The following is a 26,057-nucleotide window of genomic DNA, read 5'->3' as shown; positions in this document are numbered from 1 at the left end:
GAAGACCCTCACGGACCCGAGGCCGCCCGCTAAGCGCGGATTGGATGTGCGGCAAAGGGCCCGAAACCGCCAATCTGGTCATGAAGAACCGCCGTGCTCGGACACCGGACGGCGCTAGGAAAGCGATGCCGTTCTTGTTTGCTGGATGATGGTCGCGGTGGAGAGGATGTGCTTTTCCATCTCGCTTTTGGCACTCTCGGCGTCGCCGGCATCCAGCGCGCTGATGATGCGGGCATGGTCCTCGTTGCGTTCAGCAACGGCCGACCCAAATGGCTGCGGAGCGCCTGTGGTGTTGATCAGGAAATCGCTGAGGTCCCACATCCTGCGGCTCATATTGGTCATAACTCGTGAGGAGGCCATCCGGTGGATGATTTCGTGGAAGTTCCGGTTTTGGATGCGGTACTGACGGGCGCGAATGGCCGGGTCGGGTTCGCTGTTCAGACGGTCCATTCTGCGGGCCGCGAGGTACAGCTCGTCCAGGTCTTCGTCCGTGCGCCGCTGGGCAGCAGCGGCCGCAATGACGGATTCGAATCCGGCGAACATCCGGAAAAAGTCCTCAACCTCTTCCAGGGAGTATGTAGTTACGACGCATCCGATTTGCGGGTAGATCTCGACCAGTCCGTCGGCGGACAGCAGGCGCAGTGCCTCCATGACGGGTTGCTTGCTCACGCCGAATTCTGCCCGGATGGACTCCACGGAGAGCTTTGTCCCGGCCGGATATTCGCCGTCGAGGAGGCGGAACTGAATGGCTTCGTAGATGCGGCCAAGCAGCCGGCCGCCGGTGCCTGTAGAGCGTTGATTCAGGGGGGACTGTTCCGGTGCCATGTATCCAGTATCGCGCATCGAAGTCCTTTCGTCCTGAAGTGACAGGCTAGCATGCGGGTTTTCGGCGAATGGGTCTTCAGTAGCGGATGTGCGCGACAGAACCAATGCTGAGGCATGGCTCTACGGGCACCCGCTGCTCAGACGGTCTGCGGAGTTGAGGCACCGATGATGTCTTCGGTCCTGGCTGTCTCTGCCAGCAGACCAAGGGATTCGATGCTCACCTGGTGGGCTTCCGGTGTGGCGGCGAAGCAGGCGTCCTCGACGATGATGACCCGGTAGCCGGCGGCTGTGGAGACGCGGACCGAGCTTTCGACCGATGCGTTGGTCGCGACGCCGAACACCACGGTGTCGATTCCGCGGTACTCCAGGATTGCGACGAGCCCGGGAGACGAAGCCGCCGACGCGCTGGTGGTGATGATCAGGTCGTTGGCTGTAGGGCCAGTTCTGTGACAATTTCGGCCAGGGCGCTACCTTCCTTCAGGCAGCCAGCCTGCTCGACAACATTCAGCAGGGTGAGTTCGCGTTGAGGTCGCTGAAATCAGGTTTGACCGTGAACCGGGTGGAGATCACTGTCATTCCGGATTCCCTGGCGGAATCCAGCAGGCGGCCGATCTTGCTGATGGTGTTCCTGCTGACGCCTTGGTGGTGGAAAAACGGGGTGAACGCTCCGTCGCCGGAGACGACGTCTCCCCGGTAGAGGATGGCTATGACCGCCGTGCGTTCTGGGTTTAGTTCCATTTCTGGTCTTCCGTTCCTAGGTGCGTGGGTCGGTTGTGGTTTGACGGTTCCGCAGGTTTGCACCGTGACGGCCCGAGGCCGGTCTCCTTTTTCTGGAAAGGGGGCCGGCCTTCTGGCATTTTGGCGGTAGGAAACCTGAAAGGGCTCCTACGGGCCGCGGTTCGGTGCTGCAGGTTCGATCCCGGGGCACCGTCCCCGGGTATTCAGGCGATTTGGGCCCGGTAACTGAAGAGTTTGAGCAGGTTGTGGCATCCGGCCATCAGCTTCCACTCCCCGGATGCTTTCTCCAGTCCGCGCAACAGCACGTGCTTGCCCTGCCGGGTGTTGATCTGTCCGAAGACCGGTTCCACGATGGCTTTGCGCCGGGCGTAGACCGCCCGGCCCTTCTTCGTTTTCAGTTTCCGGGCCATCCGTTCGACCGGTGTCGCGTCCGCCGGGATCCTGCCCCTGGGCGATTCCGGGACGGGACGTCCGTGTTTCATCCGCCTTGTGGAGATGAAGAACTCGGTGGCGTCAGCGGCTTCGAGTTCCTTGACGTGGTCCAGGTTGCCTGCCGAGCAGTACCCGGCATCGGCGCTCCACTTCCGGGGCATGGCCTTCAGGGTGTCCTGCGTGTTCTTGACCATCGGGGCCAGTTGCTGCACGTCCACCGCGGTGTTGTTCAGTTCGGTGGCGACGATGACCTGGTGATCGGCATCAACGACGCCCTGGCCGTTGTAGCAGTAGTGGTACGAACCGTCGGCGGTCTTCATGATCCTCGCGTCCGGGTCGGTGAAGTTGCGTTGGGCCGTGGGCTTGGGGATCGCCGCCGACGCGGCGGCATCGCCCTTGCCGGAGGCATCCTCGTCGTCGTCCCCGCGGGCCCGGGCCTTCTCTTCGGCCTCACGGCGGGCCTTGTCCGCGGCTTCGGCTTCGATGGACGCCCGGGCGGTCTTCATGGCCTGGGCGCGCCGGGCCCGGTTGGCCAGTTCGGCGGGCAGTTCATCGCCGCGTTTGCCCGGACCGAAGCGGGCGTCCTCGGCCGCGTCCACGGTCTTCGCCTCCGCCATCAGGTCGCTGATCTCATCGGCCAGGACCTTCTGTTTCTCCGTCAGGCGGGAATAGCTCATAGCCTTGTGCCGCGAGGCGTTGGCCCGCACCTTCGTGCCGTCCAGTGCGACATGGCCCAACGAGACCATGCCCGCGGCCCGGCAGAGTTCCAGCGCCTGGAGGAACACGTTGGCCAGCGCCGCGAGGTGGCGTTCGCGGAACCGTCCGACCGAGCGGAAATCCGGGGCCTGCTGGGCACACAACCAACGGAACGCGACCACGTCCGTGCAGGCCCGCTCCAGTTCCCGCGAAGAACGCACCCCCACGCAATACCCATAAAGCAGGATCCGCAGCATCAGTCGCGGATCATGCGGCGGCTGGCCCTTGGCCTTGGCGTAGGAAGCATAGAACCGGGCCAGATCCAGTTCACCGTCGACGAGTTCGCCAATGAACCGGGCCAGATGTCCCTGGGGCAACCATTCCTCCAGCGACGGCGGGACCAGCATCACCGCATCGGGCTCGAACGCCTTGAAGCGTTTGTTGATCCCGCCGTTGGCATCCATGGGCACATCGGTGGCCTGCTCGACCCGCTCCACCAGCGACTCGCCGAACAAACCATCCTGCGCGGAAGAACCGGTATCCATGCCCCCGATTCTCCCAGCCACCCCTACCCGGGCCCGGTTAATCCGCCGGCGTTTTAAAGAAACCGGGCCGATCACTACTGACCCACGCTCCTAGTGGGAGGTCCGTGGCCGCGGACCATACGGTCCGCGGCCAGCTGGACATTTGATGTCGCGCTCAACCCACGTTCGGGACCCGAGTCTGATCCCTGCCCGGCGCCTCATCACCCTCTACTCGCTGCAGCTACACTGACAACAATTCGGTCGTCAGCCACTCGGTAACAGTCTGCGACGATGAGACTTCGGCCAGGAGCCCAAGAGTTTCGACGGTCGCTGCGTGTGCGGCGTCGGTTGCCGCTGAGCAGGCGTCTTCCACAAGAATTACCCGGTACCCGAGGTTAGACGCGTGCCGTGCCGTGTCCTCAACGGACAGGTTGGTCGCCACTCCGAAAATCAGGATCGTGTTGATGCCCTTGCCCCGCAGAATCGTGTCCAGCGGGCTGTCCGCGAATCCGCTCACCCTCCCGTTGGTGATAGTGAGGTCACCATCTTGCGGACTGACCGAATCCACAATCTCGGTCTGCCACGTGCCGTTCACGAGACAACCCTGCGCCGCGACAATTGAAAGTAGCGGGTTGTTCGCGATCAACTGCTGGTGCCCTGGGTCAAACCCGACGCGGGTGTAGACGACAGTGGCGCCCGATGTGCGCGCTGCGTCGAGCACCGTCTGTGCCTTGGCAAGTACGTTGCGAGCGGCCACTTGCCTGGCGAAGAACCCGCCGAAGGCGCCGTCGGGGGTGACGACATCATTCAAAAGATGTACGGCTATTACCGCCGTGGTGGTCGGGTTGAGTGACATGTGCGTTGTCCTTAAGAAGTTTCGGGTTACAAATAGGTTGCGGTACTGCGATGGCTGAGGCCGCGCGGATCGACGGTTCGCAATGGGCCCTGGTGGCGAAGCCGGCGACAGGTCTAGAAGGAGGGAGCCGACACGTCCCCCACCAGCCATGGTTGTTCAGCGTCGGCTCCCCCCCCTTGCGGCTAGACCAGTTGGAGAGCGCCTTCGGAAGTCGACTCAATCTCCGCACCGTCGGGCAGCGCTTGGGAGTGCGAGAAAAGGAATCCGTCGTATCCGTCCGTCAGCGCCGCTGACAGCCGGCGGCTGTACTCCTTGAAGCCGCCCAAGTAGATCAGGCTTACGACTGGCTTTCCGGGGATGTTGGCACCCATGTACCAGCTCTTGGCTTCCGGGAAGAGCGTGGCATTGGCCACATCGGAGACGTGTTCGACCCACTCGCTTTCCGCCGTGGTGGTCGGTTCGATTGCGGACGCATTACGACTGCGGAGATACTCGAGTGTCTGCCCTACCCACTGAAGCTGGTATTCGACAAGAAGGATCGGTGTGAAGGTTGCTCCGGGGCTGCCAGGTCCATCGATGATGAACATGTTAGGGAATCCTGCCGACATGATTCCCGTGTGGGTGCGCGGGCCCTCACCCCAGTGATCCTTTAGCGTTTTGCCGCCGCGACCGCGGATGTCGATCCGGTCCATAGCGCCGGTGACGGCGTCGTACCCGGTCGCGAGAATAATCGTGTCGACCTCATACTCCATCTCACCTACTTGAACGCTATTGGCAGTCATCCGGGTGATCGGTGTTTCCTTAACATCGACAAGTGTGATGTCGTAGTTGTCGTAGGCCTCGTAGTAGTTGTCGTCGCAGATGAGACGTTTGGTCATGATGGGAAAATCCCGAGGGATCAGCTTTTCAGCCAATGCCGGGTCTTTTATGCGTTCAAGGGTCTTTTCCCGGAAAAAGTCTGCGAGCGTATCGTTCATTTCTTTGCTCGTGTAGAGATCGAAGAAGCTGTGGTTGAAGCTCAAGCCTCCGTTCTTCCACCGGGTTTCGTAGTCAAGCCGGCGTTCCTCCGGGCTGGCATCTACTGCCAGTTTCTCGGCTGGTTTTCCCATTCCACCGTTCAGGGCGATGAATCCTCCGAAAGCTTCCCGCTGCCGGCGGCGCCACTCGTCGTAGTTTTCTCGAACGCTCTTGAGGAATACCGGATCCATCGGGCGGTTTCGCAAGGGAACAATGTAAGGCGCCGTGCGTTGGAAGACCACGGTCCTGGTCGCCTGTTTTGCGATGATGGGGATCATCTGAATTCCTGATGATCCGGTGCCGATGACAGCCACGGTTCGACCGGTAAAGTCGACCTCTTCGTGGGGCCAATGTCCTGAATGGTAAACGTCACCGTGGAACTCGTCGATGCCATCGAATGACGGCTTGTTGGGAGCGGAGACGAAACCAGTTGCCATAACGGTGAACTTGGATCGAAATACTTCGCCGGTGCTCATCGTCGAGACCCAGGTGTTGGTAGCTTCGTCGTAGATCTGAGAGTTCACACGGGTCTCAAGCTGAATGTCCGGGCGAAGGTTGAATCTGTCTGCAACGTGATTGAGATAGCGGAGCAGTTCGGGCTGTGCGGCGTAGCGCTCGCTCCAGTCCCAGTCCTGCTGCAGTTCTTTGTCGAACGAATAGGAATACTCGACGCTTTCAAGATCAACGCGGGCGCCCGGGTAGCGGTTCCAATACCATGTCCCCCCGACGCCTCCGGCGCTGTCGAAGATCCTGCACGAGAATCCGAGCCCGCGTAGATGATGCAGCGCGTACAACCCGGCGACGCCTGCACCGACGATGACAACGTCGACCGAATTTTCTGCCATCGGCTGCCCAGCAGGACGTTGCTGACCAATAGGTGTGGAACTCATATTTGTGATCTCTTTCGTTGAAGGTGCATTTACGCGCCGGACAATCTGCGGACAATGCAGGGATCTGTGAAGAGCCGTCATCAGCATGGCGCCGGCCGGCCTTACCGTGGACCTCGAGTTGGATCTGTTGCTGCTTGTCACACTTACTCGCTCGGCAGCACTGAAGGGGTGTGTGTATCACCAGCTTTGTCCTCATCGACGCGACTAATGAAAACACGGAAAAACGAGAAACTAGCATGCTAGCGGGGGAGCTGAAATGATCCTACGCCCGCTTCAGATGTGACGCAAGTCATTTTTGGATTGGCCGGTCTCTACAAAATCGCAGCCCGCCAGGCGGTCCCAAGCTCATCGTTGTGCTCCTTGCATTCTGGAATCGGGGAGGTACGGCCCGGATGCCCCTGGCGACACTCGTCGGCGCTGGCCCATACGTGACCTAAGCCACTGTTACGTGAGCAACATTACATGCAAGGTTACAAGCATGCTAGACCACCCCTTTGCACCCCAAAAAGCTTTACATTCGCACTAGCATGCTAGTAGGCTTCCCGGGAGTGATCGGCCTCACGCTTGGTGGAAGCGTGGAGCCCCGCCACTAGCTGGCCGGAGAATGTGCTCCGGCGGGCACGGACGGATGATGCCGTCCCGGAACTTTGGACTTAGAAGGTGTGATGGAAACTCAGTTGGATTTCGACACGGATGTGCTCGTTGTGGGTACCGGACCGACCGGAGCCACGGCCGCTTTGGCGCTGGCTACCCACGGCGTGCGTGTCCACATGCTCTCGCGGTGGAACTGGCTGGCCAATACTCCACGTGCGCACATCACCAACCAGCGTGCCGTGGAAGTACTCCGGGATCTGGGGGTGGAGGAGGAGGCCGCAAAGTACGCGGTGCCCTGGGGGGAAATGGGTGACACGCTGTTCACCACCAGCCTTGCGGGCCAGGAAATAGCCCGGCTCCGCACCTGGGGGACCGGGGACGAGCGGCACGGGGATTACCTGAAAGCCAGCCCGTGCACCATGCTCGACGTTCCGCAGCCGCTGATGGAACCGATCCTGCTTAAGAACGCCGGCGAACGCGGCGCACAGGTCACCTTCAACACCGAATACCTCTCCCACGTCCAGGACAGCGACGGAGTGACCGTCACGTTCCGGAACCACGTGACGGGTACCGACTACACGCTGCGGGCACGCTACCTGATCGGCGCCGACGGCGCCCGGTCCCAGATCGCCGAAGACATCGGCCTGCCGTTCGAAGGCCAGCTGGCCCGCGCCGCCACCGCCTACGTTCTCTTCAAGGCGGACCTGGGCAAGTATGTCGCCCACCGCCCCAGCATCCTGCACTGGATCATGAACCCGGTCGCCGGCTTCGGCGAAATCGGCATGGGCCTGCTCCGTGCCGTGCGACCGTGGGACGAGTGGATCGCCGGCTGGGGATTCAACATGGCCGACGGCGAACCCGACCTCTCCGAAGAGACCGTGCTGGCGAAAATCCGCACCCTCGTGGGCGACCCGGATCTTGACGTCGATGTCCAGACCACGTCCACCTGGTATGTGAACCAGCAGCATGCCAACCACTTCTCGGTTGGACGGGTCTTCTGCGGAGGAGACGCCGTGCATCGTCATCCGCCGAGCAGCGGCCTGGGCTCCAACACGTGCATGCAGGACGCCTTCAACCTCGCGTGGAAACTCGCCTACGTCATCAAGGGCTACGCCGCTGAAAGCCTGCTGGACTCCTACACCCTCGAACGCGCGCCCGTCGGCCGGCAGATCGTCGCCCGCGCCAACCAGTCCCGCAAGGACTACGGCCCCCTGAACGAGACCTTCCGCGTCCCGGGCCAGGAGCACAGCATCGAGGCCGGGCTGGCACGGCTGCACGCGCCGACCCCGGAAGGCGTGGAACTGCGCCAGAAACTGCAGGAAGCCCTGGAACTGAAGAACTACGAATTCAACGCCCACGGAGTGGAGCTCAACCAGCGCTACGAATCCGCCGCGGTCATCCCCGACCCGGCGACGGGGGAGGAGCAGTGGGCAAAAGACCCGCAGCTCTACGTCCAGCCGACCACCCGGCCGGGCGCGAAAATCCCGCACGCCTGGCTCGTGGACCGCAACGGTAACCGCACCTCCACCCTGGACGTCACCGGCCACGGCAAATTCAGCCTCGTCACCGGACTCGCCGGCAGGGCCTGGGAAGCGGCAGCCGCGGAGCTGGACGAGCCCTTCCTGCGCACCGTCGTGGTCGGCGAAAAGGGTGCAGAAGACCCCTACGGCGCCTGGTGCAAGGTCCGCGACATCCACGAAGCCGGCGCCCTGCTCGTCCGCCCCGACGGCTACATCGCCTGGCGCCAAAGCGCCCCCGTGTGGGACGTCGAGACAGCCCGCGCCGAACTGCGCTCCGCCCTGGACGCCATGCTCGGCCACACCGAACAGACCACCCCCGAAAACGTAGGAGAAACCCGTGAATTCACACCCGTACACTAGCGTCTGGTCCGACCTCAACCAGGTCGAATTCAGCCAGGGCTTCCTCCAGGCCGGCCCCTACCGCACCCGCTACCTGCACGCCGGCGACAGCTCAAAGCCCACCCTGCTGATGCTCCACGGCATCACCGGCCACGCCGAAGCCTACGTCCGCAACCTCAAAGCCCACGCCGAACACTTCAACGTCTACGCCATCGACTTCATCGGCCACGGCTACAGCAGCAAACCCGAACACCCACTGGAAATCAAGCACTACATCGACCAGGTCAACCACTTCCTCGATGCCATCGGTGTCGAAAAGGCCTACTTCACCGGCGAATCCCTCGGCGGCTGGGTCACGGCACGCTTCGCTATCGACCATCCCGAACGGGTCGAACGCATCGTCCTGAACACCATGGGCGGCACGATGGCCAACCCCGTCGTGATGGAACGGCTCTACACGCTGTCCATGGAAGCGGCGAAAGACCCGTCCTGGGAGCGCGTGAAAACACGGCTCGAATGGCTCATGGCGGACCCCGCCATGGTGACCGATGACCTGATCCGCACCCGCCAGGCCATCTTCCAGCAGCCCGACTGGCTGCGCGCCTGCGAAGCCAACATGGCACTGCAGGACCCGGAAACCCGCCGGCGGAATATGCTCACCGACGATGACCTGCGCTCCATCCAGGCACCCGCTCTCGTCGTCTGGACCACCAAGGATCCCTCCGGCCCGGTGGACGAAGGCCGCCGCATCGCCGGCCTCATCCCCGACGGCCGCCTCGCCGTCATCGAAAACGCCGGCCACTGGCCCCAGTACGAACAGGCCGAGATCTTCAACAAAATCCACCTGGACTTCCTTCTCGGCCTCGACGCCGGTGCCGGCACGGAACTGACCCCCGAACACGCGAACGGCTAGGAGACCGCCATGACCGTTGCACTGCTTGCCATGTCCCACAGCCCGCTGCTTGAACACGGCGATCCCGGACCCGAAATCAAGGCCGAGGTCGAGGCCGCCTTCGTCGCAGCCCGCAGCTTCGTCCACGACTACGACCCGGACCTGATCATCAACCTCGGCCCGGACCACTACAACGGCTTCTTCTACCAACTCATGCCGCCGTTCTGCATCGGCTACGACGCCGTCAGCATCGGCGACTACGGAAGCCAGGCCGGAGCGCTGAACGTCCCGAAAGACATCGCGGAAGGCTTGGCCCAGTCCGTGATCGACCGCGGAATCGACATCGCCATCTCCCTGAAGATGGAGGTCGACCACGGCGCCGTCCAGCCCATGGAACTCATGTACGGCGACATCACCGCCAAGCCCTTCGTGCCGGTCTTCATCAACTCCGTCGCGCCGCCGTTCACCCCGCTCAAACGCGTCCGTCTCCTCGGCGAAGCCATCGGCGAATACCTGAAGACACTGGACCAGAAGGTCCTGCTCATCGCCTCCGGAGGCCTCTCGCACGACCCGCCGGTACCCAGGCTGGCAACCGCCACCGAAGCGCAACGCCGGATGCTGATCGGCGCCAACCGCCACGCCACGGCGGAGGCACGCGCCGCCCGGCAACAACGGGTGTTCGACACCGCCGACGCCTTCGCCCGCGGAGAGGCAGACATCCAGGACCTTGCCCCGGAATGGGACCAGCAGCTGATGAAGATCCTTGCCTCCGGGGACCTGTCGCCCCTCGACGCATGGACACCGCAGGAAATGACCGAGATCGCGGGCAACTCCTCGCACGAGGTGCGCAGCTGGATTGCCGCCTACGCGGCCCTGGGCGCCTGCGGGGACTACACCGTCCAATACAGCTACTACCGCCCGATCCGCGAATACATCGCAGGCTTCGGCGTCACTACTGCGACCCTCGACAGCTGAAACATCCCGCATCAAAGATTTATCCTGCTACATGCTAGCTGTTTTCCTCCCTCACCTTCTCGCCACAGTCTTTGACTGCACGACAGAGAGCGACGTAATGACACACCACCCCACTGCCGCCAACGACGGCGGAGCCGTCTCGATCGGCAAACCTCCGGCCACGCTCAGGAGCGTGGCGAACACTCTCTTGGGCGCACTGAAGACAGGCCGGCCGTGCGGGCCCGTCCGTGATCTCCTGGAGGGCGATCTGGATTCGGCCTACGCCGTGCAGGAAATCATCATCCAGAGCCAGGTGAGCATCCGGAACCGGCGCGTCGGCCGCAAGGTCGGGCTGACCGCTCCGGCCGTCCAGCGCCAGCTCGGCGTGGACCAGCCCGACTTCGGCGTCCTGCTCGCCGACATGCAGCGGGGAGAGGACGAGCACATCCCGCACTCGGCGCTGATCCAGCCGCGCGTCGAAGCGGAAATCGCGTTTATTATGGGACGCGACGTCGAGGCGACCGACCGTGACTCAGTCGTGGCCGCCGTGGACTACGTCGCCCCGGCTCTGGAAATTGTGGACAGCCGCATCGCCGGATGGGACATCGGCATCGTCGACACGGTCGCCGACAACGCCTCCAGCGCCTACTTCGTCCTGGGCAACGGCAAGGCGACACTCAACGGCTACGTCCCGGCCGGGGCGGAAATGGTCATGACCATCAACGGAAACCAGGTATCCGCGGGAACAGGGGCAGACTGCCTCGGCGACCCAGTCAACGCCCTGGTCTGGGTCGCGGAAACCGCTGCGGCCCTGGGCAGGCCCCTCCGCGCCGGGGAGATCATTCTCTCCGGCGCCCTCGGCCTCATGGCCCCCCTCAACGCCGGAGACATCGTCGAAGCCCGCATCGGCGGACTGGGTACCGTCACCGCAACAGTTACTAAGGAACTCTCATGAGCGCAAAAGCAGCCATCATCGGCTCAGGAAACATCGGCACGGACCTCATGTTCAAGATCATGCGGCTCACCGACAAGCTGGACATGGGCATCATGGTCGGCATCGACCCCGCCTCCGACGGCCTTGCCCGGGCCGCCCGGCTCGGCATCGCCACCACGGCCGAAGGAGTCGAAGGCCTGGTCGGCATGCCCGAATTCGAGCACATCGAAGTCATCTTCGACGCCACCTCCGCCGGCGCCCACCGGCACAACGCGGCAGTGCTGGCCCCCTACGGGAAAAAACTGGTCGACCTCACCCCGGCCGCCATCGGGCCCTACGTTGTGCCCTCCGTGAACCTCGAGCAGCATCTGGACGCCGGCAACGTCAACATGGTCACCTGCGGCGGGCAGGCCACCATCCCGGTCATCGCCGCCATTAACAGCGAGGCACCCGTCCACTATGGCGAAATCGTCGCCTCCATCTCCTCCAAGTCCGCCGGCCCCGGGACGCGCGTCAACATCGACGAATTCACCGAAACCACCTCCGACGCCATCGTCGCCGTCGGCGGGGCGGCCAGCGGCAAGGCCATCATCGTCCTGAACCCGGCAGAACCGCCGATGATCATGCGCGACACCGTCCTGTGCCTGGTGGACCGGCTCACCGACGCCGAACAGGACCGCGTCGCCGCCGCCGTGCGGGACCGGGTCACCGAAGTCGCCGGCTACGTCCCCGGCTACCGGCTCAAGCAGGCCGTGCAGTTCCAGAACGAAGGGACCGAAGTCAGCGGACTCATACCCGAAGGCCGTGGAACAGGGGAATACACCAGGGTCAGCGTCTTCCTCGAAGTCGAAGGAGCCGCACACTACCTCCCGGAGTACGCCGGAAACCTGGACATCATGACCTCCGCCGCGCTCCGCGTCGCCGAACGGCTGGTCACCACCAAACAGGAAGTAGCATCATGAGCCAGACACCCACCCGCGTCTACATCCAGGACGTCACCCTGCGCGACGGCATGCACGCCGTCCGCCACCGCCTCAGCCCCGAGAACGTCGCCAGGATCGCCGCGGCACTGGACGCCGCCGGCGTCGACGCCATCGAAATCGCCCACGGCGACGGGCTCGCCGGCAGCAGCCTCACCTACGGCCCCGGAAGCCACACCGACTGGGAATGGATAGAGGCGGCCGCCTCGGTCGTCAAAAACGCCCGGCTCACGACGCTGCTGCTGCCCGGCATCGGCACGCTGAAAGAACTCCGCCAGGCCTACGACCTGGGAGTCCGCTCCGTCCGGGTCGCCACCCACTGCACCGAAGCGGACGTCTCGGCCCAGCACATCGCCTACGCCCGCGAACTGGGCATGGACGTCTCCGGATTCCTCATGATGTCCCACATGTCCGAGCCCCAAAAGCTCGCCGCCCAGGCCAAACTCATGGAATCCTACGGCGCCCACTGCGTCTACGTCACCGACTCCGGCGGCGGCCTGACCATGGACGGGGTCCGCCAGCGGGTCCGTGCCTACCGCGAGGTCTTGAACCCGGAAACTGAGATCGGCATCCACGCCCACCAGAACCTCTCCCTGGCCGTCGCCAACTCCGTCGTAGCCGTCGAAGAAGGCGCGTACCGCGTGGACGCCTCCCTCGCCGGCCACGGGGCCGGAGCAGGCAACACCCCGGTGGAACCGTTCGTCTCCGTCGCCACCCTGCACGGCTGGCAGCACAACGCCGGCCTCTTCGCCCTCCAGGACGCCGCCGAAGACCTCGTCCGGCCCCTGCACGACCGGCCCGTCCAGGTCGACCGGGAAACCCTCACCCTCGGTTACGCCGGCGTGTACTCCAGCTTCCTGCGCCACGCCGAACGCGCCGCGGCGCGCTACGGCCTGGACACCCGCGACATCCTCGTCGAAGTCGGCCGCCGCCAGCTCGTCGGCGGGCAGGAAGACATGATCACCGACGTCGCCCTGGACCTCCAGCAAGCCGCCGACAACCACCCCCAACCCGTCTCCGTCCGCTAGCCCCACCTCTTCCAAGGAACCCACATGTCAATGAAGACATCCCCGGCCGCCGCCGGCCACACGAGCCCGATGAAGGTTGCCCTGGCAAGCTTCATCGGGACCAGCGTCGAGTACTACGACTTCTTCATCTACGGAACCGCAGCCGCCCTGATCTTCCCCAAGCTGTTCTTCCCCGAGGCCAGCCCGCTCATGGGTACCCTGCTCTCCTTCGCCACCTTCGGTGTCGGGTTCCTCGCCCGGCCCCTGGGCGGCATCGTCTTCGGACACTTCGGCGACCGGGTCGGCCGCAAGAAAATGCTCATCATCTCCCTCGTCGGCATGGGCGCCGCAACGTTCCTGATGGGCCTCCTGCCCGGTTACGCCCAGATCGGCATCGCCGCCCCCATCCTGCTGACCGTGCTGCGGATCTTCCAGGGATTTATGGTCGGCGGCGAATGGGGCGGCGCCACACTCATGGCCGTCGAGCACGCACCCAAAGGCAAGAAGGGCTTCTACGGAGCGTTCCCTCAGATGGGAGCCCCGGCGGGCACCAGCCTCGCCACCGTCGCGTTCCTCGGAGCCACCCAGCTCCCCGGGGACCAGTTCATCACCTGGGGATGGCGCCTGCCCTTCCTCGTCAGCGCCGTCCTGGTCATCGTCGGCCTCGTCATCCGTCTCACCATCGCCGAAAGCCCCGCCTTCGCCGCCGCCCGCGACAAGCAGGAACTCGTCAAACTCCCCATCAAGGAAGCTTTCCGCAGACACCCCAAGGAAATCTTCCTCGTCGCCGGCACCTACCTCAGCCAGGGCGTCTTCGCCTACATCACCATGTCCTACCTGGTGAACTACTCCACGGCAGTCGCCGGGATCGACCGCACCAGCGTCCTGCTCGGTGTCTTCCTCGCGGGACTCGTCGCCGTCATCCTATACCCGGTCTTCGGCTCGCTCTCGGACAAATACGGCCGCAAGACCATGTACCTCACCGGCGCCGTGGCCATGGGCGCGCTCATCGGGCCGGCATTCATGCTGATCAACACCGGCGTGGCCGCCAACTTCATCCTTGCCGTGGTCCTGATCTTCGGCATCGCAATGGCACCGGCCGCCGGCGTCACCGGCTCCCTGTTCTCCATGGTCTTCTCCCGCGAAGTCCGCTACACCGGAGCATCAGTCGGATACACCATTTCCCAGATCTGCGGATCCGCCTTCGCCCCCACCATCGCCACCGCCCTGTTCGCCGCCACCAAGACCAGCGACTCCATCGTCGTATACCTGGTGATCGTCTCCGCCATCTCGGTCATCTCCGTTGCGCTGCTCCCCGGCGGCTGGGGAAGAAAGGAAGCAGCACGCCAAAACGGAGAGCTGCAGGACACCAAACGGACCCCAGAGCCCAGCGTCGCCGAAGCCTGACCCAGGTGCGGCCGTAAGGGCCGCATGAGGCTGATGAACGTGGCCTGGTCAATCGGCACCGGAATGCCTGCTCCGGCGTCGAAGAGCGCGGAGTACATCTGGTTGGGAGCTCACTGTGTGGGGTCCTCTGGTAGACGCGCACCCACCACTCTTCGAAAGACCCGCGCAGTTCACGGATCGTGAGCAGGCTGGCATGATCGATCACGCGGCCCCGGTTGGAGACGCTGTTGCCCACGTAGCCGGGAAGCTTTTGCATCCAGGAAGTCTCAATTGTGCCCATCAGCCGTTCGATGTGGCCCTTGTAGGTGGGGGAGTGCGGAGGGGAGGGGATGACGCTGATCCCGAAGTGGCGGCACGCCGAGACGAAGGTCTCGGACAGGTAGTCCTTGCCGCGGTCGGTCGTGATCGTCTCCGGGACGATATATGGCACTGCGACAGCGCAGGCCTGGCGTTCGTCGGCGGCCGCCATTGCAGCCGACGGGAGGTCCCGGGCCCGGTCCAGGCGCATGTCCTCAGGTGCACCCGCCCTGGAGGCGCGCGGACGGAGCATCCGTCCGAGAAGGTCTGCGTGCTCAACTCCAGATGCACCGGAGGGGACGATGTCGAAGGCCAGGATCGATCTGGTGGCCACGTCTATCGCCACTGTCAGGTGCACCCTGCCGGGGGTGCCGTCAGAGAGCAGCGCCATGACATTGATTGGGGTCGAATCAATCTCAACGTACTGTCCCGGAGTTGTCGCCGCGACAGGCCTGGGTCCCCGGTCGTGCCGGTTGGCTTCACTTCGACGGGTGGTGGCCTTGCCCGTGGCCAGGCCGCGGCGGTCGTAGGCTGCGAAGACCCGCCGCATCGTCCGGTCCGACGGAAGTCCGACATCCTCACCGCGGTAGCGGTGCGCGAGGTGGACACGGGTCTTCTCGATCAGCGTGGAGACCGAGACGGTCGAGTCGTTCCGGGTTGCTGCGAGCACTGCGAGGACTGCCTCAAGAATCCGGTCCTCAACCCGCGGAGTCCCATTGCCGGTGAGGGTCCGGCGGTCGATGAGTCCGTGGACACCATGCCTCTCATATTGCTGCTGTTTGCGCTGGAGGCTACGCACGGATGCCTTATGGCCGGCGGCAGACAGCTCGCTGACCTTCAGGGCTTCGCGGCTTTGTTTGGAGGTGCCAGGTCCGTAGCCGGGACGGGGGACTGCGCCCGGTGCATCGGGGTCCGGGACACCGAACGTGACTTCGTTGAGGTGTTCGACCCACCAGCGGGCGGTTTCCAAGTCGGTCTTGCTGACCGTGGCGGTCAACGGGCGGTCCGCCGTGTGGTCAACGGGCTCAGGTCGGTCAGTCACGGTGATTTCGTCGGCAAGGGAGGCTACGTCCACCCATACGGTGTCGTTATCGGCAAGGCGGCGTAGCATCGCCGCCTGTGGCCGGGCCGCGATGACGAGGTATTCCTCGTCCTGCCACGTCAACAGGTCGCCCAGGTTCAGGCGCAGCATCGATTCTCCTCGGGTTGGGGAACTGTCGTCGCGACGGTGTCGAAGTCCAGACGCTCGGTCGGATCAACAGACAGCCGCCGGTGCCAGATCAAGTGCTTGATGAAAGGCATCGCCAATGCGGGAAACCGTCGGTTCACCATCTCCCGGCCCTCGCCGAGGGTTCGTCCACCTGAGAAGACATTGCCGATCTGCTCGGACATCACAGGGTCGGGATGGGCGCGTGAATGCCGCGCATTTCACAGGAAGGCGAGATTGGCGGCCAGGATCCGATCCGGCTCGTGGAGGACCACGTGACGCCAACCGGCCATCTCGCAAACACGCGCCGTCTCCTCGAACTGATCACGGACCGCCTCGGTCATCCGCCTGGCCGGCTTCACGTCATAGACCACTTGATCCCCGTTACGAAGAACAGCGAAGAAGTCCGGATCATGACGGACAACCTTCGAGCCATGCCGGAAAAGCACCCGGAACGGCTGGGCGAGGATCTGGTCGACCTCTCCGCCATGGTCCAGCTCAACCAGGCAAGACGCCTCCAGGGGGCTCTCATACCAGATATGCCGGCCCGTGCGTTGCCAAAAGTAGACTCCATGCTGGTTGGGGCGATTCTGCCACTGACTGCCGAGACGAACAGGTTCGCCTTCGACGATCGGCAGCTCAAGCAACTTCCGACTGGCATCCTGAGTCACAACGGATTCACGAAACCGCCACTGGACCATGTCCAGTCCAGAACTCGTCCGCGGCAGCAATTTGGCGGCGGAAGGCGCTTTTACCCTCACGTCAACACCCGCCATAAGCCAGAACGATGACGAAACATGCGTCCGACTATGTCAGATGCGACCGACAATCACAGGATGACTCGCCAGATAGCTGACAGGATTCGCCACATCGTCTGGCAATTCGCCAACTACAGTGGCAATCCACACTGAGCGCGGCTGTCCGGTCTCAGTTAAGTTGGCCGCGCTGACGTGGGAAAATGCCAGATAAATTGAGACAGACCGGGTCGGATTCGTCTCAATTTAGTTGGCCATTCCGTATGGAACGCCCGGCCTCCTTGCACCACAGGGGGTGGAGTTCCGGGGCGGCGGTATTGAGGCCCGGCGTCGCTGAGCGGCGTGCCGTGGCCGGTGGGCCATCTGCCCGACCTCAGAGCACCAGCAGCATCCATGGTGGCCACATTAACTGAGACAAACCCAAGAAACCGGTAGGTGGCCAGGTAAGTTGCGAAACTGGCCAACTAAATTGAGACCGGACAGCGGCAGCCCGGGCGCCCTATTTTCCAGTGTTCGAAACGCCGATAATGGACCTTCCGTCAAGCTACGCCCGCGTCCGGCTATGGCACAACGACGGCGCCGGCCGGGTGTCCCGTCTCACTTAAAGTGACCCAATCTCACTACAGATGAGGCATTAGGCCAATCTGTCTCACTTTAGTTGGACCACCGGTCCCAGAACCCTCTCCGTCAAGCTGGTTGTGAGTCATTCATTGACCGTTGATTGAAGGAGCCAGCGATGGCCGTTGATAACAAGGGTTTTACGCGTGAAGAGATCCGTGAGTTCATGCATGAGTACTATTTGCAGCCGCACGGGACGAGGAAGCAGTGGCTTGCCTCGAAGTCCATTTCCGACTGGACGTTCCGCAGGTGGCGCACGATGATGGTCCAGGGCGATATCGACCGGGGCCTGATTCCGCGAGAGCATGGAGGCATGGTCCCTACAAATCGTGAGCTCTCCGCGTTTGAAAAGGCACGCGCGAAGGAATTGGCTGCCCACCGTGCCGAAGTCGAAAAACTCCGGAAGCGGGTCCAGGAGCTGGAGGATACGAATTCCGCGCTGGGAAAAGCTATAGGGCTCTTGCACGAGTTGAGCGCGCCAGAGCCCGATACAACCCCGACGAGCGCTCAGAACGATTCATAGCGGCCGAGAACAGTCTTGTCCTGGCGCTGCATGTGATCACCGGCTCCCAGCGGACAGCGCTCGAGCTGGCGGGCGTGTCGCGCGGGACCTGGCATTACCGGTTCAATCCCCGTCCTGCGGTGCAGGACCCGATCCACCAGGCCGACCGGGCCTACGAATGCCGGATCAGCCACGCAAGGCATCCGGGATGGGTTCACCGGCGAAACCCCAGATCACGGTGCGCAGTTTGAAGTTGGCGGAGAAGCACAGGCCGTGGTCGATGCCACACCCGTCCGTGTTCGCCGCGCAGCACGTGCCCGCTATTGCGGTCGGTGTTTTTGGTGACGTAGTCGAATAGTGCGATTCGGGCCTGCTCGCGATGGGCTTCTGGGGCGTAGGTGAACAGGGTGAAGGAATGCTCTTGGAAGTCACATTCGATGAACCACTGCAGCGAGCCGACTCCCAATGGAGCCTCCTCGCGGATCGCCGTCGGCGACACGAGGCCCCACCTCAGCGACTCGATGAGCAGGTATGCTGCGCGTTCCCGCCGGTTAGGCCGGGCTCAAGCGCGCCAGCGGAGTTTCATACGTCCGCCAACTGCCTACTGGCGTGAGCTCACCGCCGGGACGCCGAGGATGCTGTCCAGCAGCCCGTTGCGGAATTTTCCCTCCGGATCATGCGCCGATGCCAGCGAGCGGAAGTCCGCAAAGCGGGGGTAGAGGGACTCCCAGTCGTGACCGTCCGGCGTGAAAAGCTTGCCCCAGTGCGGCCTGGCCCCGAACGGCCGCAGCAGGTCCTCGAGCCGCGGGAGAACGGCTTCCACCTGGGGCTGGAGCGGCTTCCAGGTGAAGTGCAGCGCAACGCTTTGCTGCCGGTAGAAGGGGCTGAGCCAGAACTCGTCCGCGGCGCCGGTCCGGATTTCGGAGACAAACAGCAGGGGCGCAAGTTTGTCCGCCAGGCTCCGCACCGCCTGGATCGCGGCAGGTGCCTGCTCCAGCGGCAGGATGAATTCGCTTTGCAGTTCCTCACCGTTGCTGGGCGTGAACTCGTGGCGGAAGTGCGGCAGCCGGTCCAGCCATTGCCCGGGCTCATCCATCTGGACTGTGCAGTTCTCGGCCGACATCCCCGGCAGCGGGTGCCGCGGGCCGATGGCTGCCGTGGCGCCGAACAGTTCGCCGAGGGGAGGCTCCGAGTCCAGCGCCTTGAGCCAGACCTGGCTGATGGAATCGCCCGTGTAATCGGTGAAAAGACTCACGCTGTAGGCGCTGGACATTAACTGCGTGAAATCCGCCAAACCCCGTTCCCACGGCAGGTTTTCCAAAACTCGCTGGCGCATGCTGAAGCTTGGCCGGACGGCCAGCTGGAGGCCGGTGACGATGCCCAGAGCGCCAAGGCCCACCACGCTGCCCAGGAACTCCCCGCCGTCCGCGCGGGACAGCGATACCTGTTCGCCGGAGGGCCGGATCAGATCAATGGCCTCCACCGCTCCGGCCAGGGAGGGGTTGTTCACACCGGATCCATGGGTGCCGGTCTGGACTGCCCCTGCCACGGAAATGTGGGGCAGTGACGCCAGGTTGTGGATGGCCAGGCCGGACTGCTGCAGCGTGCGGCACAGGGCGCCGTAGCTCACTCCGCCGCTGACGTGGACGCTCTGCCGTTCGGAGTCCAGTTCGATGTGCTGCGGCAGGGCATCCAGCAGCACGTGAACGCCGTCGGTGTCCCCGATGCGGTTGAAGGAGTGCCGCGATCCCAGGGCCTTGACCCGACCGGCGCGCACCACCACCTGGGCGAGCTCAGCCACCGACTCCGGGCGCACGACCTCCGCTGATGAGTACTTGAGGTTTCCTGCCCAGTTCTTCATGTGCTCGGCTTTCGGGTGAAGGTAAGTTTCGCTCCACCAACTGTGAGCGCTAACAATTTCCCTGTCAAGACGCTTCCGCCGCCTCCCGCCGAGGAGGGCGGTAACATCGTCAGCAGGTCATCCGCCGCGGCATTCACTGGCCGCCGGCTTTGGCCTAAAAGGCTTGGAAAGGGGAGCAGTGCGCGCAACGGTCAAGGACGTCGCGCGTCGTGCCGGCGTTTCACCCAAGACTGTCTCGAACGTCATGAACGGGATCATTCCGGTCAGTGGCGCCACCAGGACCAAGGTGGAGCAGGCCATTCTCGAACTGGATTACGTGCCCAACCTCTCCGCCCGCGGACTGCGCAACGGGAGGTCCGGTGTGATTGCGCTGGCCCTGCCCGATCTTGGCACGCCGTACTCGGCAGAAATTGCCCACCACATTGTGGAGGTGGCGCACGAGCAGGGCTGGATCGTACAGATCGAGGAGACCGGCTCCGATCCCCAGCGCGAGCACGAACTCATGGTGCGCGCCCGCTCCAACCTGATCGACGGGCTGATCCTCAATCCTGTGGTGCTGGACGAGAGCGCCGTCCGGGTGGGCGTTGCCCTTCCGCCCGTGGTCCTGCTCGGGGAGGTCACGCAAAGCCTTGCCGACCGCGTCTTCGTCGATAGCGCCGCTGCCGCCCGCGACATGACTCTCGCCTTGGCGCAGCCCGGGCGCCGGCGGATCGCCGTCCTGGGAACCACCCAAGGCAGGGGATCGGCTGCGGCGATACAGCGAACCCAGGGCTATGAAGAGGCGTTGAAGATCCTCGGCATCGAACGGGATGAGTCACTGCTGATTCCCTGCGAAAAGTGGACGCCGCAGACTGCTGCAGATGCGCTTACCGCATACCTGGACTCCCACCCCCTTCCCGAGGCGCTGTTCTGCTTCACGGATTCCATGGCCATCGGCGCCCTGAGCGTTCTGTGGAAGAGGGGCCTGCGCATCCCGGAGGACATCGCCGTGGCGGGCTTTGATGACATCGCCGACGGCCGCTACGCGGTTCCGTCGTTGACCACGGTCTCCTTCGACAAGCGCGCAATTGCCAGCGAAGCCCTGCGCCTGCTCACGGAGCGGATGGCCGACAGGGGCCACCCGCAGCGCGTGGTTTCCCTGGGCTACACCATCGATGAGCGGGACAGCAGCCGCACCTGAAACGAGAGCCGCCCACCAATTGTGTGCGCTAACAAAAATCTCTTGCCCTGTCCATTACATCGATGTAATGTGAGGCGTGCGTCACCCCCTGGAGGCCTCGGCCCGGGAATGGGGACGCGCCGGAACCGGAGTTTTGAGCAACAAGAAGTGACCTTTCCGCGGACCCATCCAAAGGAGTGACGGGTGAAGCAGTTTGAATTTTTAGGGAAGCAGTTGTCCCGACGGCAGTTATTGACAGGAACGGCAGCATTAGGCAGCGTCCTGGTAGCAGGCGGCCTGACCGGCTGCGGCGGAAGTGCGCAGGCGGCAACCGTGCGGGACATCGGGTTCTGGCACCTGCTGTCCGGCGGTGACGGCATCAAGATGCAGGCAATGATCAACAGCGCCAACCAGGCCAACCCCGGCTTCAAGGTGCACCCCACGGTCCTGGCCTGGGGCCCACCGTACTACACCAAACTGGCCATGGCATCGGCCGGCGGGCGGCCGCCGGAAGTGGCGATCATGCATGCCAGCCGGGTTCCCGGATACGCCCCCGGCGGGCTCATTGACCCTTGGGACCTTGACCTGCTGGCCGAGCACGGCGTCACTGGAGGCAACTTTGCCCCGCGCATCTGGGAGAAGAGCCAGCAGAACGGCAAGGTGTTCTCCATCGCCCTGGATTCGCACCCGTTCGTTATGTTCTACAACACGGACATCGCCCGCACAGCCGGCGTCCTCGGCGGCAACGGACAACTGCAGGAAGTAACGTCTCCGCAGGAGTTCCTGGCCATGGCCAGGGAAATGCAAAAGGTCACCCAGGCCCATGGCTTGTCCTTCGGCTACCTCGGCAGCGGATCCCAGATGTGGCGGCTCTTCTACACGCTCTACAAGCAGCATGGCGCGGACATAGAACTGATCCCGGGCCAGCCGATGAAAGTGGACCGCGACGCCGCGATTGAGTCCTTGGAATTCATGGCGTCGCTCTTTGATGACACCATCGCTGCCAAGAGCGGCGACATCGGCACGGGCATCGCGGAGTTCGCCCGCGGCGGCTCGGGAATGCTGTTCAGCGGAGTGTGGGAATTGCCCACGCTCAAGAAAGCCGGACTTCCGGTGGACGCCGCCACCATTCCCACGCTGTACGGAACGCCGGCAGCCTACGCAGACTCGCACTCGTTCGTCCTGCCGCGGCAGTTGAATGTGGATGAAGCGAAACGGCGGGACGTCTACAAGTTCGTGAGCGATGTCCTCAAAGGATCACTCTCCTGGGCGGAAGCCGGGCACATTCCGGCCTACCAACCCGTGGTCCAGTCACAGGCCTACCGCGACCTCACGCCGCAGATCCACTACGCCAACGCAGCGGACATCATCGCCTACGATCCCGAAGCCTGGTTCAGCGGCTCGGGCTCGGACTGGCAGACCTACTTTGCGGAGAACGTCCAGAACGTGCTCCTGGGCCGCGACAAGGCGGCGGCAGGTTGGGACGCCTTTGAGCGCCGCACCAACACCCTTCTTTCCCGGCCCAACCCGGTCTAACGGCACCGAGCGACAAAGGAGTCCTTCATGAGTTCTTCACTAGCGTCCCGGCGCAGCACCGGCCAGCCGGACATCGCCACAGCGAGCCAGCCCCAACAACCGCGCCGCCCCTCACAGAGCCGTACCCGGAGCAACCTGAGCGGCTGGGGATTCGCCACCCCGTTCCTGGTCTTCTTCCTGGTCTTCCTGGTGTGGCCCATTCTCTACGGCATCTACATGAGCCTCACGGGCAAGTCCCTGACCGGCGCCAATGACAGCCTGATCGGCTTCGCCAACTACGCCGAGGCACTGGCCGACGCTGACATGTGGCGCTCCCTGGGCAACACGCTCTACTTCACGGTCATCAGCACCGTCCCCCTGGTCCTCGTGGCCCTGGTGATGGCGGCCCTGCTGAACGTGGGGCTGCCCGCCCAGTGGCTGTGGCGGCTCTCCTACTTTGCCCCGTACCTGCTGGCCTCCACAGTGGTCTCGCTGTTCTTCGCCTGGATGTATAACCCGCAGCTTGGCCTGATCAATGACTTCCTGTCCAAGATGGGCCTCCCCAAAGTCGCCTGGCTCAACGATCCCAACGTGGCCATGTGGGCGATCGTCATCGCCACGCTGTGGTGGACCGTGGGGTTCAATTTCCTGCTGTACCTGGCCGCGATGCAGAACATCCCGGCACAGCACTACGAAGCAGCGTCCCTGGACGGTGCCGGAGCCTGGCGGCAGTTCTTCTCGATCACCCTGCCGCAGCTGACCCCCACCACGGTGATGATCGTGCTCCTCCAGATCCTCGCGTCCCTGAAGATCTTCGATCAGGTGTACCAGATGACCGCAGGCGGGCCCGGAGGATCAACCCGCCCGGTGGTGCAGTACATCTTTGAAACCGGCTTCACCGGCTACCGGCTGGGGTACTCCGCAGCCATCTCCTACATCTTCTTCGGACTGATCGTGCTCGTTTCGGTCATGCAGTTCGTCATCACCCGCCGCAGGAGTGCATGAAAATGGCAACCCCTACCCTCACCCGTCCCACGCCACGCACCAGCACCAGCGCAGGGATCCGCCGCCCGCGCAAGAAGATGACCGCGGGCAAGATCGCCGCGCTCGCCGTTGCCGCGTTCATCGCAGTGCTGTGGCTGATTCCGTTTGCGTGGGCGACGGCCACTGCTTTCAAGACCGAGACGGATGCCGCCGCTCCGAAGGTCAGCTGGCTGCCGCCGTCGGGCTTTACCGCCGAAGCGTTCGTCAAGGTGTTCCAGGATGGCAACATCCCGCTCTGGACCTGGAACTCGTTCTACACCTCGGCAGCCATCACGGCGATCACGCTGGTGATCTCGGCGCTGGTGGCCTACGCCCTGTCCCGGATCGACTTCAAGGGCAAGAAGGTGCTGATGACGGTCATCATCGCCTCCATCATCATCCCGCCGCCGGTCCTCATCATCCCGCTCTTCTACCAGATGCTCGCCCTGCACATGATCGATACCTCGTGGGCCATCATCCTGCCGCAGGTCATCCACCCGGCCATGGTGTTCGTGCTCAAGAAGTTCTTCGACCAGATTCCGCGCGAACTTGAGGAAGCCGCGGTGATGGACGGTGCCAGCCGCCTGCGGATCTTCACGCAGATCATCCTGCCGCTGTCCCGGCCCATCCTGGCCGCCGTCGCGATCTTTGTGTTCATCGGCGCCTGGAACAACTTCCTGTGGCCCTTCATCGCCACGAACGACGGCGCGCTCCTCACCCTTCCGGTGGGGCTGCAAACCATCAAGAGCGCGTACGGCATCCAGTACGCGCAGAACATGGCCTCCGCGCTCCTCGCGGCGCTGCCCCTGATCCTCGTCTTCCTGTTCTTCCAGCGCCAGATCATCAAGGGCGTCGCGACGACGGGACTCGCCGGAACCTGAACCGGCACCTAACGCTTGCCAACAGTTTTTGAACAACAAACAAGGAGATACCGCACATGTCCCGCGCACGGATCACCCTCGACCGCGACTTCACCATCGGCGAAGTCCCCCGCCGCCTGTTCGGCTCCTTCGTGGAGCACATGGGCCGCTGCGTCTACACCGGCATCTACGAACCCGGCCACCCGGAGGCCGATGAGAACGGCTTCCGCCAGGACGTGCTCAAGCTCGTCAAGGAGCTCGGTGCCACCGTCATCCGGTACCCCGGCGGCAACTTCGTCTCCGGCTACAACTGGGAAGACGGCATCGGCCCGCGGGAGAACCGTCCCCGCCGGCTGGACGGCGCCTGGCACACCGTGGAAACCAACGCCTTCGGCCTGCACGAATTCGTGGACTGGTCCCGCCAGGCCGGCACCGAAATCATGGAAGCCATCAACCTGGGCACCCGGGGAGTGGACGCGGCCCGCGAGATCGTGGAATACGCCAACCACCCCGGCGGCACCTACTGGTCCGACCTCCGAGCCAAAAACGGCCACAAGGATCCGTTCGACATCAAGCTCTGGTGCCTGGGCAACGAGATGGACGGGCCGTGGCAGATCGGGCACAAGACCGCCGAGGAATACGGCCGCCTGGCCCAGGAAGCCGCCAAGGCCATGCGCTTCGTGGACCCGGACATCGAACTGGTGGCCTGCGGAAGTTCCAGCTCCAGCATGCCCACGTTCGGCGACTGGGAGCAGACGGTCCTGACGCACACCTACGACGAGGTGGACTACGTCTCCCTCCACGCCTACTACCAGGAGCACGAGGGCGACGTCGGCAGCTTCCTCGCTTCCGCCGTCGACACCGATTACTTCATCGAGTCCGTGATCGCCACCGCTGACGCCGTGCGCGCCAAGGGGAAACACAAGAAACACATCAACCTGTCCTTCGACGAGTGGAACGTCTGGTACCAGCGCGGGCTGGACACCGAGGACCAGCCGCACAACGTCGCCAAAGCGGGCTGGCGCGAGCACCCCCGGGTCATCGAGGACAAGTACAACGTGACGGATGCCGTGGTGGTGGCAACCCTGCTGAACTCGCTGCTCCGCCACGGCGACCGCGTCAAGATCGCCAACCAGGCGCAGCTGGTCAACGTCATTGCCCCGATCCTTTCGGAGGAGAACGGGCCTGCCTGGAAGCAGACCATCTTCCACCCGTTCGCCCGGATGGCAGAGCTCGCCAAGGGCCAGATCCTGCGCCTGTCCGTGGACTCGGACAAGTACGAGAACGCCCGCTTCGGCAGCACCGACCTGGTGGACGTCAGCGCAACGTGGAACGAGGAAACGGGCCGCGTGGCACTGTTCTTCGCGAACCGCGGCCTCGAGGAAGCTGCCGACGTCGAGGTTGCCCTGCGCGGGTTCGACGCCCGCCGGGTGGTCCGTGCCGAGGTCCTGGAAATCCCGGACGGCGGGAACCGTTTCACGGCCAATACCCAAGCCAGCCCGGACCAGGTGGGGCTCAAGCCCCTGCAAGGGGCGAAGGCGAGCGGCTCCGAACTCCGGCTAACTCTGCCGGCGCTGTCCTGGGCTGTGATTGAGCTGGACGTCGTCAAGAACTGACTCTTGCCGCACCGGTACTGAGCAGACGACGGCGGGAGG

The 26,057-nt window shown here is 63.7% G+C and carries 24 protein-coding genes; 13 read left to right on the top strand and 11 right to left on the bottom strand.

What is annotated here, in order from left to right; all coding sequences use genetic code 11:
• Nucleotides 1-114: 114 nt before the first annotated feature.
• The 6 genes from AC3IT0_RS19785 to AC3IT0_RS19760 form a co-directional block, all read right to left on the bottom strand.
• Nucleotides 115-825, bottom strand: coding sequence for a GntR family transcriptional regulator (locus AC3IT0_RS19785; RefSeq protein ID WP_489321357.1), 711 nt, complete (start codon nt 823-825; stop codon nt 115-117).
• A gap of 137 nt (nt 826-962) precedes the next feature.
• On the bottom strand, nt 963-1,241 hold the full coding sequence (locus AC3IT0_RS19780) for a cysteine hydrolase family protein (protein WP_489323851.1): 279 nt from the start codon (nt 1,239-1,241) through the stop codon (nt 963-965).
• Nucleotides 1,242-1,329: 88 nt separating this feature from the next.
• Complete coding sequence (locus AC3IT0_RS19775; protein ID WP_489321356.1) at nt 1,330-1,563, bottom strand: hypothetical protein; 234 nt, start codon at nt 1,561-1,563, stop codon at nt 1,330-1,332.
• A gap of 203 nt (nt 1,564-1,766) precedes the next feature.
• A complete protein-coding gene (locus AC3IT0_RS19770) occupies nt 1,767-3,137 on the bottom strand; it encodes an IS1182 family transposase (protein WP_489323850.1) in 1,371 nt (456 codons plus the stop codon).
• Nucleotides 3,138-3,456: 319 nt separating this feature from the next.
• Nucleotides 3,457-4,071: a cysteine hydrolase family protein gene (locus AC3IT0_RS19765; protein ID WP_489321355.1), complete on the bottom strand. Its 615-nt coding sequence runs from the start codon at nt 4,069-4,071 to the stop codon at nt 3,457-3,459.
• A 182-nt stretch (nt 4,072-4,253) separates the two neighbouring features.
• Complete coding sequence (locus AC3IT0_RS19760; protein WP_489321354.1) at nt 4,254-5,978, bottom strand: flavin-containing monooxygenase; 1,725 nt, start codon at nt 5,976-5,978, stop codon at nt 4,254-4,256.
• Nucleotides 5,979-6,643: 665 nt separating this feature from the next.
• Between AC3IT0_RS19760 and AC3IT0_RS19755 the strand changes: the two genes are divergently transcribed.
• From AC3IT0_RS19755 to AC3IT0_RS19725, 7 genes are all read left to right on the top strand, one after another.
• Nucleotides 6,644-8,452: an FAD-dependent monooxygenase gene (locus AC3IT0_RS19755; protein ID WP_489321353.1), complete on the top strand. Its 1,809-nt coding sequence runs from the start codon at nt 6,644-6,646 to the stop codon at nt 8,450-8,452.
• Nucleotides 8,430-9,344 carry an alpha/beta fold hydrolase gene (locus AC3IT0_RS19750; protein WP_489321352.1) on the top strand — a complete coding sequence of 305 codons (915 nt, stop codon included), beginning with the start codon at nt 8,430-8,432 and terminating at the stop codon, nt 9,342-9,344. The genes AC3IT0_RS19755 and AC3IT0_RS19750 overlap by 23 nt, the downstream gene beginning before the upstream one ends.
• 9 nt (nt 9,345-9,353) lie before the next feature.
• On the top strand, nt 9,354-10,298 hold the full coding sequence (locus AC3IT0_RS19745) for a 3-carboxyethylcatechol 2,3-dioxygenase (protein ID WP_489321351.1): 945 nt from the start codon (nt 9,354-9,356) through the stop codon (nt 10,296-10,298).
• A 97-nt stretch (nt 10,299-10,395) separates the two neighbouring features.
• On the top strand, nt 10,396-11,232 hold the full coding sequence (locus tag AC3IT0_RS19740) for a 2-keto-4-pentenoate hydratase (RefSeq protein ID WP_489321350.1): 837 nt from the start codon (nt 10,396-10,398) through the stop codon (nt 11,230-11,232).
• On the top strand, nt 11,229-12,173 hold the full coding sequence (locus tag AC3IT0_RS19735; RefSeq protein ID WP_489321349.1) for an acetaldehyde dehydrogenase (acetylating): 945 nt from the start codon (nt 11,229-11,231) through the stop codon (nt 12,171-12,173). The genes AC3IT0_RS19740 and AC3IT0_RS19735 overlap by 4 nt, the downstream gene beginning before the upstream one ends.
• Entirely contained in the window at nt 12,170-13,219 is a 1,050-nt protein-coding gene (gene dmpG / locus AC3IT0_RS19730; protein ID WP_489321348.1) for a 4-hydroxy-2-oxovalerate aldolase, read from the top strand. The genes AC3IT0_RS19735 and dmpG overlap by 4 nt, the downstream gene beginning before the upstream one ends.
• A 24-nt stretch (nt 13,220-13,243) precedes the next feature.
• Nucleotides 13,244-14,605, top strand: a complete 1,362-nt coding sequence (locus tag AC3IT0_RS19725; protein WP_489321347.1) for an MFS transporter — start codon at nt 13,244-13,246, stop codon at nt 14,603-14,605.
• Here the strand turns inward: AC3IT0_RS19725 and AC3IT0_RS19720 are convergent.
• The 3 genes from AC3IT0_RS19720 to AC3IT0_RS19710 are packed head-to-tail and all read right to left on the bottom strand — an operon-like array spanning nt 14,493 to nt 16,885.
• The gene (locus AC3IT0_RS19720) at nt 14,493-16,094 is read right to left on the bottom strand and encodes a hypothetical protein (protein ID WP_489321346.1); all 1,602 of its coding nucleotides are present in this window, start codon (nt 16,092-16,094) and stop codon (nt 14,493-14,495) included. The genes AC3IT0_RS19725 and AC3IT0_RS19720 overlap by 113 nt on opposite strands.
• Nucleotides 16,082-16,294: a hypothetical protein gene (locus AC3IT0_RS19715; protein ID WP_489321345.1), complete on the bottom strand. Its 213-nt coding sequence runs from the start codon at nt 16,292-16,294 to the stop codon at nt 16,082-16,084. Before AC3IT0_RS19715 ends, AC3IT0_RS19720 begins: the two co-directional genes overlap by 13 nt.
• A gap of 36 nt (nt 16,295-16,330) precedes the next feature.
• On the bottom strand, nt 16,331-16,885 hold the full coding sequence (locus AC3IT0_RS19710) for a TnsA-like heteromeric transposase endonuclease subunit (RefSeq protein ID WP_489321344.1): 555 nt from the start codon (nt 16,883-16,885) through the stop codon (nt 16,331-16,333).
• Between the two features lie 715 nt (nt 16,886-17,600).
• On the opposite strand from AC3IT0_RS19710, the gene AC3IT0_RS19705 reads away from it, so the two are divergent.
• Entirely contained in the window at nt 17,601-18,005 is a 405-nt protein-coding gene (locus AC3IT0_RS19705) for a coiled-coil domain-containing protein (RefSeq protein WP_489321343.1), read from the top strand.
• Between the two features lie 193 nt (nt 18,006-18,198).
• On the opposite strand, the gene AC3IT0_RS19700 is transcribed toward AC3IT0_RS19705, so the two are convergent.
• Together AC3IT0_RS19700 and AC3IT0_RS19695 are read right to left on the bottom strand one after the other, a co-directional pair.
• Entirely contained in the window at nt 18,199-18,483 is a 285-nt protein-coding gene (locus AC3IT0_RS19700; protein WP_489321342.1) for a hypothetical protein, read from the bottom strand.
• Between the two features lie 102 nt (nt 18,484-18,585).
• Nucleotides 18,586-19,845, bottom strand: a complete 1,260-nt coding sequence (locus tag AC3IT0_RS19695; RefSeq protein WP_489321341.1) for a D-arabinono-1,4-lactone oxidase — start codon at nt 19,843-19,845, stop codon at nt 18,586-18,588.
• A gap of 178 nt (nt 19,846-20,023) precedes the next feature.
• Between AC3IT0_RS19695 and AC3IT0_RS19690 the strand changes: the two genes are divergently transcribed.
• The 5 genes from AC3IT0_RS19690 (at nt 20,024) to arfA (ending at nt 26,018) form a co-directional block, all read left to right on the top strand.
• Nucleotides 20,024-21,025 (top strand): LacI family DNA-binding transcriptional regulator, encoded by a 1,002-nt coding sequence (locus tag AC3IT0_RS19690; protein WP_489321340.1) that lies wholly within the window; start codon nt 20,024-20,026, stop codon nt 21,023-21,025.
• A 183-nt stretch (nt 21,026-21,208) separates the two neighbouring features.
• Entirely contained in the window at nt 21,209-22,540 is a 1,332-nt protein-coding gene (locus AC3IT0_RS19685; RefSeq protein ID WP_489321339.1) for an extracellular solute-binding protein, read from the top strand.
• Nucleotides 22,541-22,567: 27 nt separating this feature from the next.
• Entirely contained in the window at nt 22,568-23,524 is a 957-nt protein-coding gene (locus tag AC3IT0_RS19680; protein WP_489321338.1) for a carbohydrate ABC transporter permease, read from the top strand.
• A gap of 2 nt (nt 23,525-23,526) precedes the next feature.
• Nucleotides 23,527-24,423 (top strand): carbohydrate ABC transporter permease, encoded by an 897-nt coding sequence (locus AC3IT0_RS19675; protein WP_489321337.1) that lies wholly within the window; start codon nt 23,527-23,529, stop codon nt 24,421-24,423.
• A gap of 56 nt (nt 24,424-24,479) precedes the next feature.
• Nucleotides 24,480-26,018 carry an arabinosylfuranosidase ArfA gene (arfA, locus tag AC3IT0_RS19670; protein WP_489321336.1) on the top strand — a complete coding sequence of 513 codons (1,539 nt, stop codon included), beginning with the start codon at nt 24,480-24,482 and terminating at the stop codon, nt 26,016-26,018.
• Nucleotides 26,019-26,057 lie beyond the last annotated feature (39 nt).

Source organism: Pseudarthrobacter sp. KH_020_B (genome assembly GCF_057840185.1).
The sequence above is the reverse complement of the archived record's forward strand: the minus strand, read 5'-3'. Positions and strand labels throughout refer to the sequence as shown.

Bases quoted from the DNA above. Each gene is read 5' to 3' on its own strand.
- AC3IT0_RS19695 (WP_489321341.1), bottom strand. From the start codon at position 19,845: ATGAAGAACTGGGCAGGAAACCTCAAGTACTCATCAGCGGAGGTCGTG.
- AC3IT0_RS19710 (WP_489321344.1), bottom strand. From the start codon at position 16,885: ATGGCGGGTGTTGACGTGAGGGTAAAAGCGCCTTCCGCCGCCAAATTG.
- AC3IT0_RS19705 (WP_489321343.1), top strand. From the start codon at position 17,601: ATGGCCGTTGATAACAAGGGTTTTACGCGTGAAGAGATCCGTGAGTTC.
- AC3IT0_RS19775 (WP_489321356.1), bottom strand. From the start codon at position 1,563: ATGGAACTAAACCCAGAACGCACGGCGGTCATAGCCATCCTCTACCGG.
- AC3IT0_RS19720 (WP_489321346.1), bottom strand. From the start codon at position 16,094: ATGCTGCGCCTGAACCTGGGCGACCTGTTGACGTGGCAGGACGAGGAA.
- AC3IT0_RS19735 (WP_489321349.1), top strand. From the start codon at position 11,229: ATGAGCGCAAAAGCAGCCATCATCGGCTCAGGAAACATCGGCACGGAC.
- AC3IT0_RS19760 (WP_489321354.1), bottom strand. From the start codon at position 5,978: ATGAGTTCCACACCTATTGGTCAGCAACGTCCTGCTGGGCAGCCGATG.
- AC3IT0_RS19785 (WP_489321357.1), bottom strand. From the start codon at position 825: ATGGCACCGGAACAGTCCCCCCTGAATCAACGCTCTACAGGCACCGGC.
- arfA (WP_489321336.1), top strand. From the start codon at position 24,480: ATGTCCCGCGCACGGATCACCCTCGACCGCGACTTCACCATCGGCGAA.
- dmpG (WP_489321348.1), top strand. From the start codon at position 12,170: ATGAGCCAGACACCCACCCGCGTCTACATCCAGGACGTCACCCTGCGC.
- AC3IT0_RS19715 (WP_489321345.1), bottom strand. From the start codon at position 16,294: ATGTCCGAGCAGATCGGCAATGTCTTCTCAGGTGGACGAACCCTCGGC.
- AC3IT0_RS19675 (WP_489321337.1), top strand. From the start codon at position 23,527: ATGGCAACCCCTACCCTCACCCGTCCCACGCCACGCACCAGCACCAGC.
- AC3IT0_RS19725 (WP_489321347.1), top strand. From the start codon at position 13,244: ATGTCAATGAAGACATCCCCGGCCGCCGCCGGCCACACGAGCCCGATG.
- AC3IT0_RS19765 (WP_489321355.1), bottom strand. From the start codon at position 4,071: ATGTCACTCAACCCGACCACCACGGCGGTAATAGCCGTACATCTTTTG.
- AC3IT0_RS19680 (WP_489321338.1), top strand. From the start codon at position 22,568: ATGAGTTCTTCACTAGCGTCCCGGCGCAGCACCGGCCAGCCGGACATC.
- AC3IT0_RS19745 (WP_489321351.1), top strand. From the start codon at position 9,354: ATGACCGTTGCACTGCTTGCCATGTCCCACAGCCCGCTGCTTGAACAC.
- AC3IT0_RS19740 (WP_489321350.1), top strand. From the start codon at position 10,396: ATGACACACCACCCCACTGCCGCCAACGACGGCGGAGCCGTCTCGATC.
- AC3IT0_RS19755 (WP_489321353.1), top strand. From the start codon at position 6,644: ATGGAAACTCAGTTGGATTTCGACACGGATGTGCTCGTTGTGGGTACC.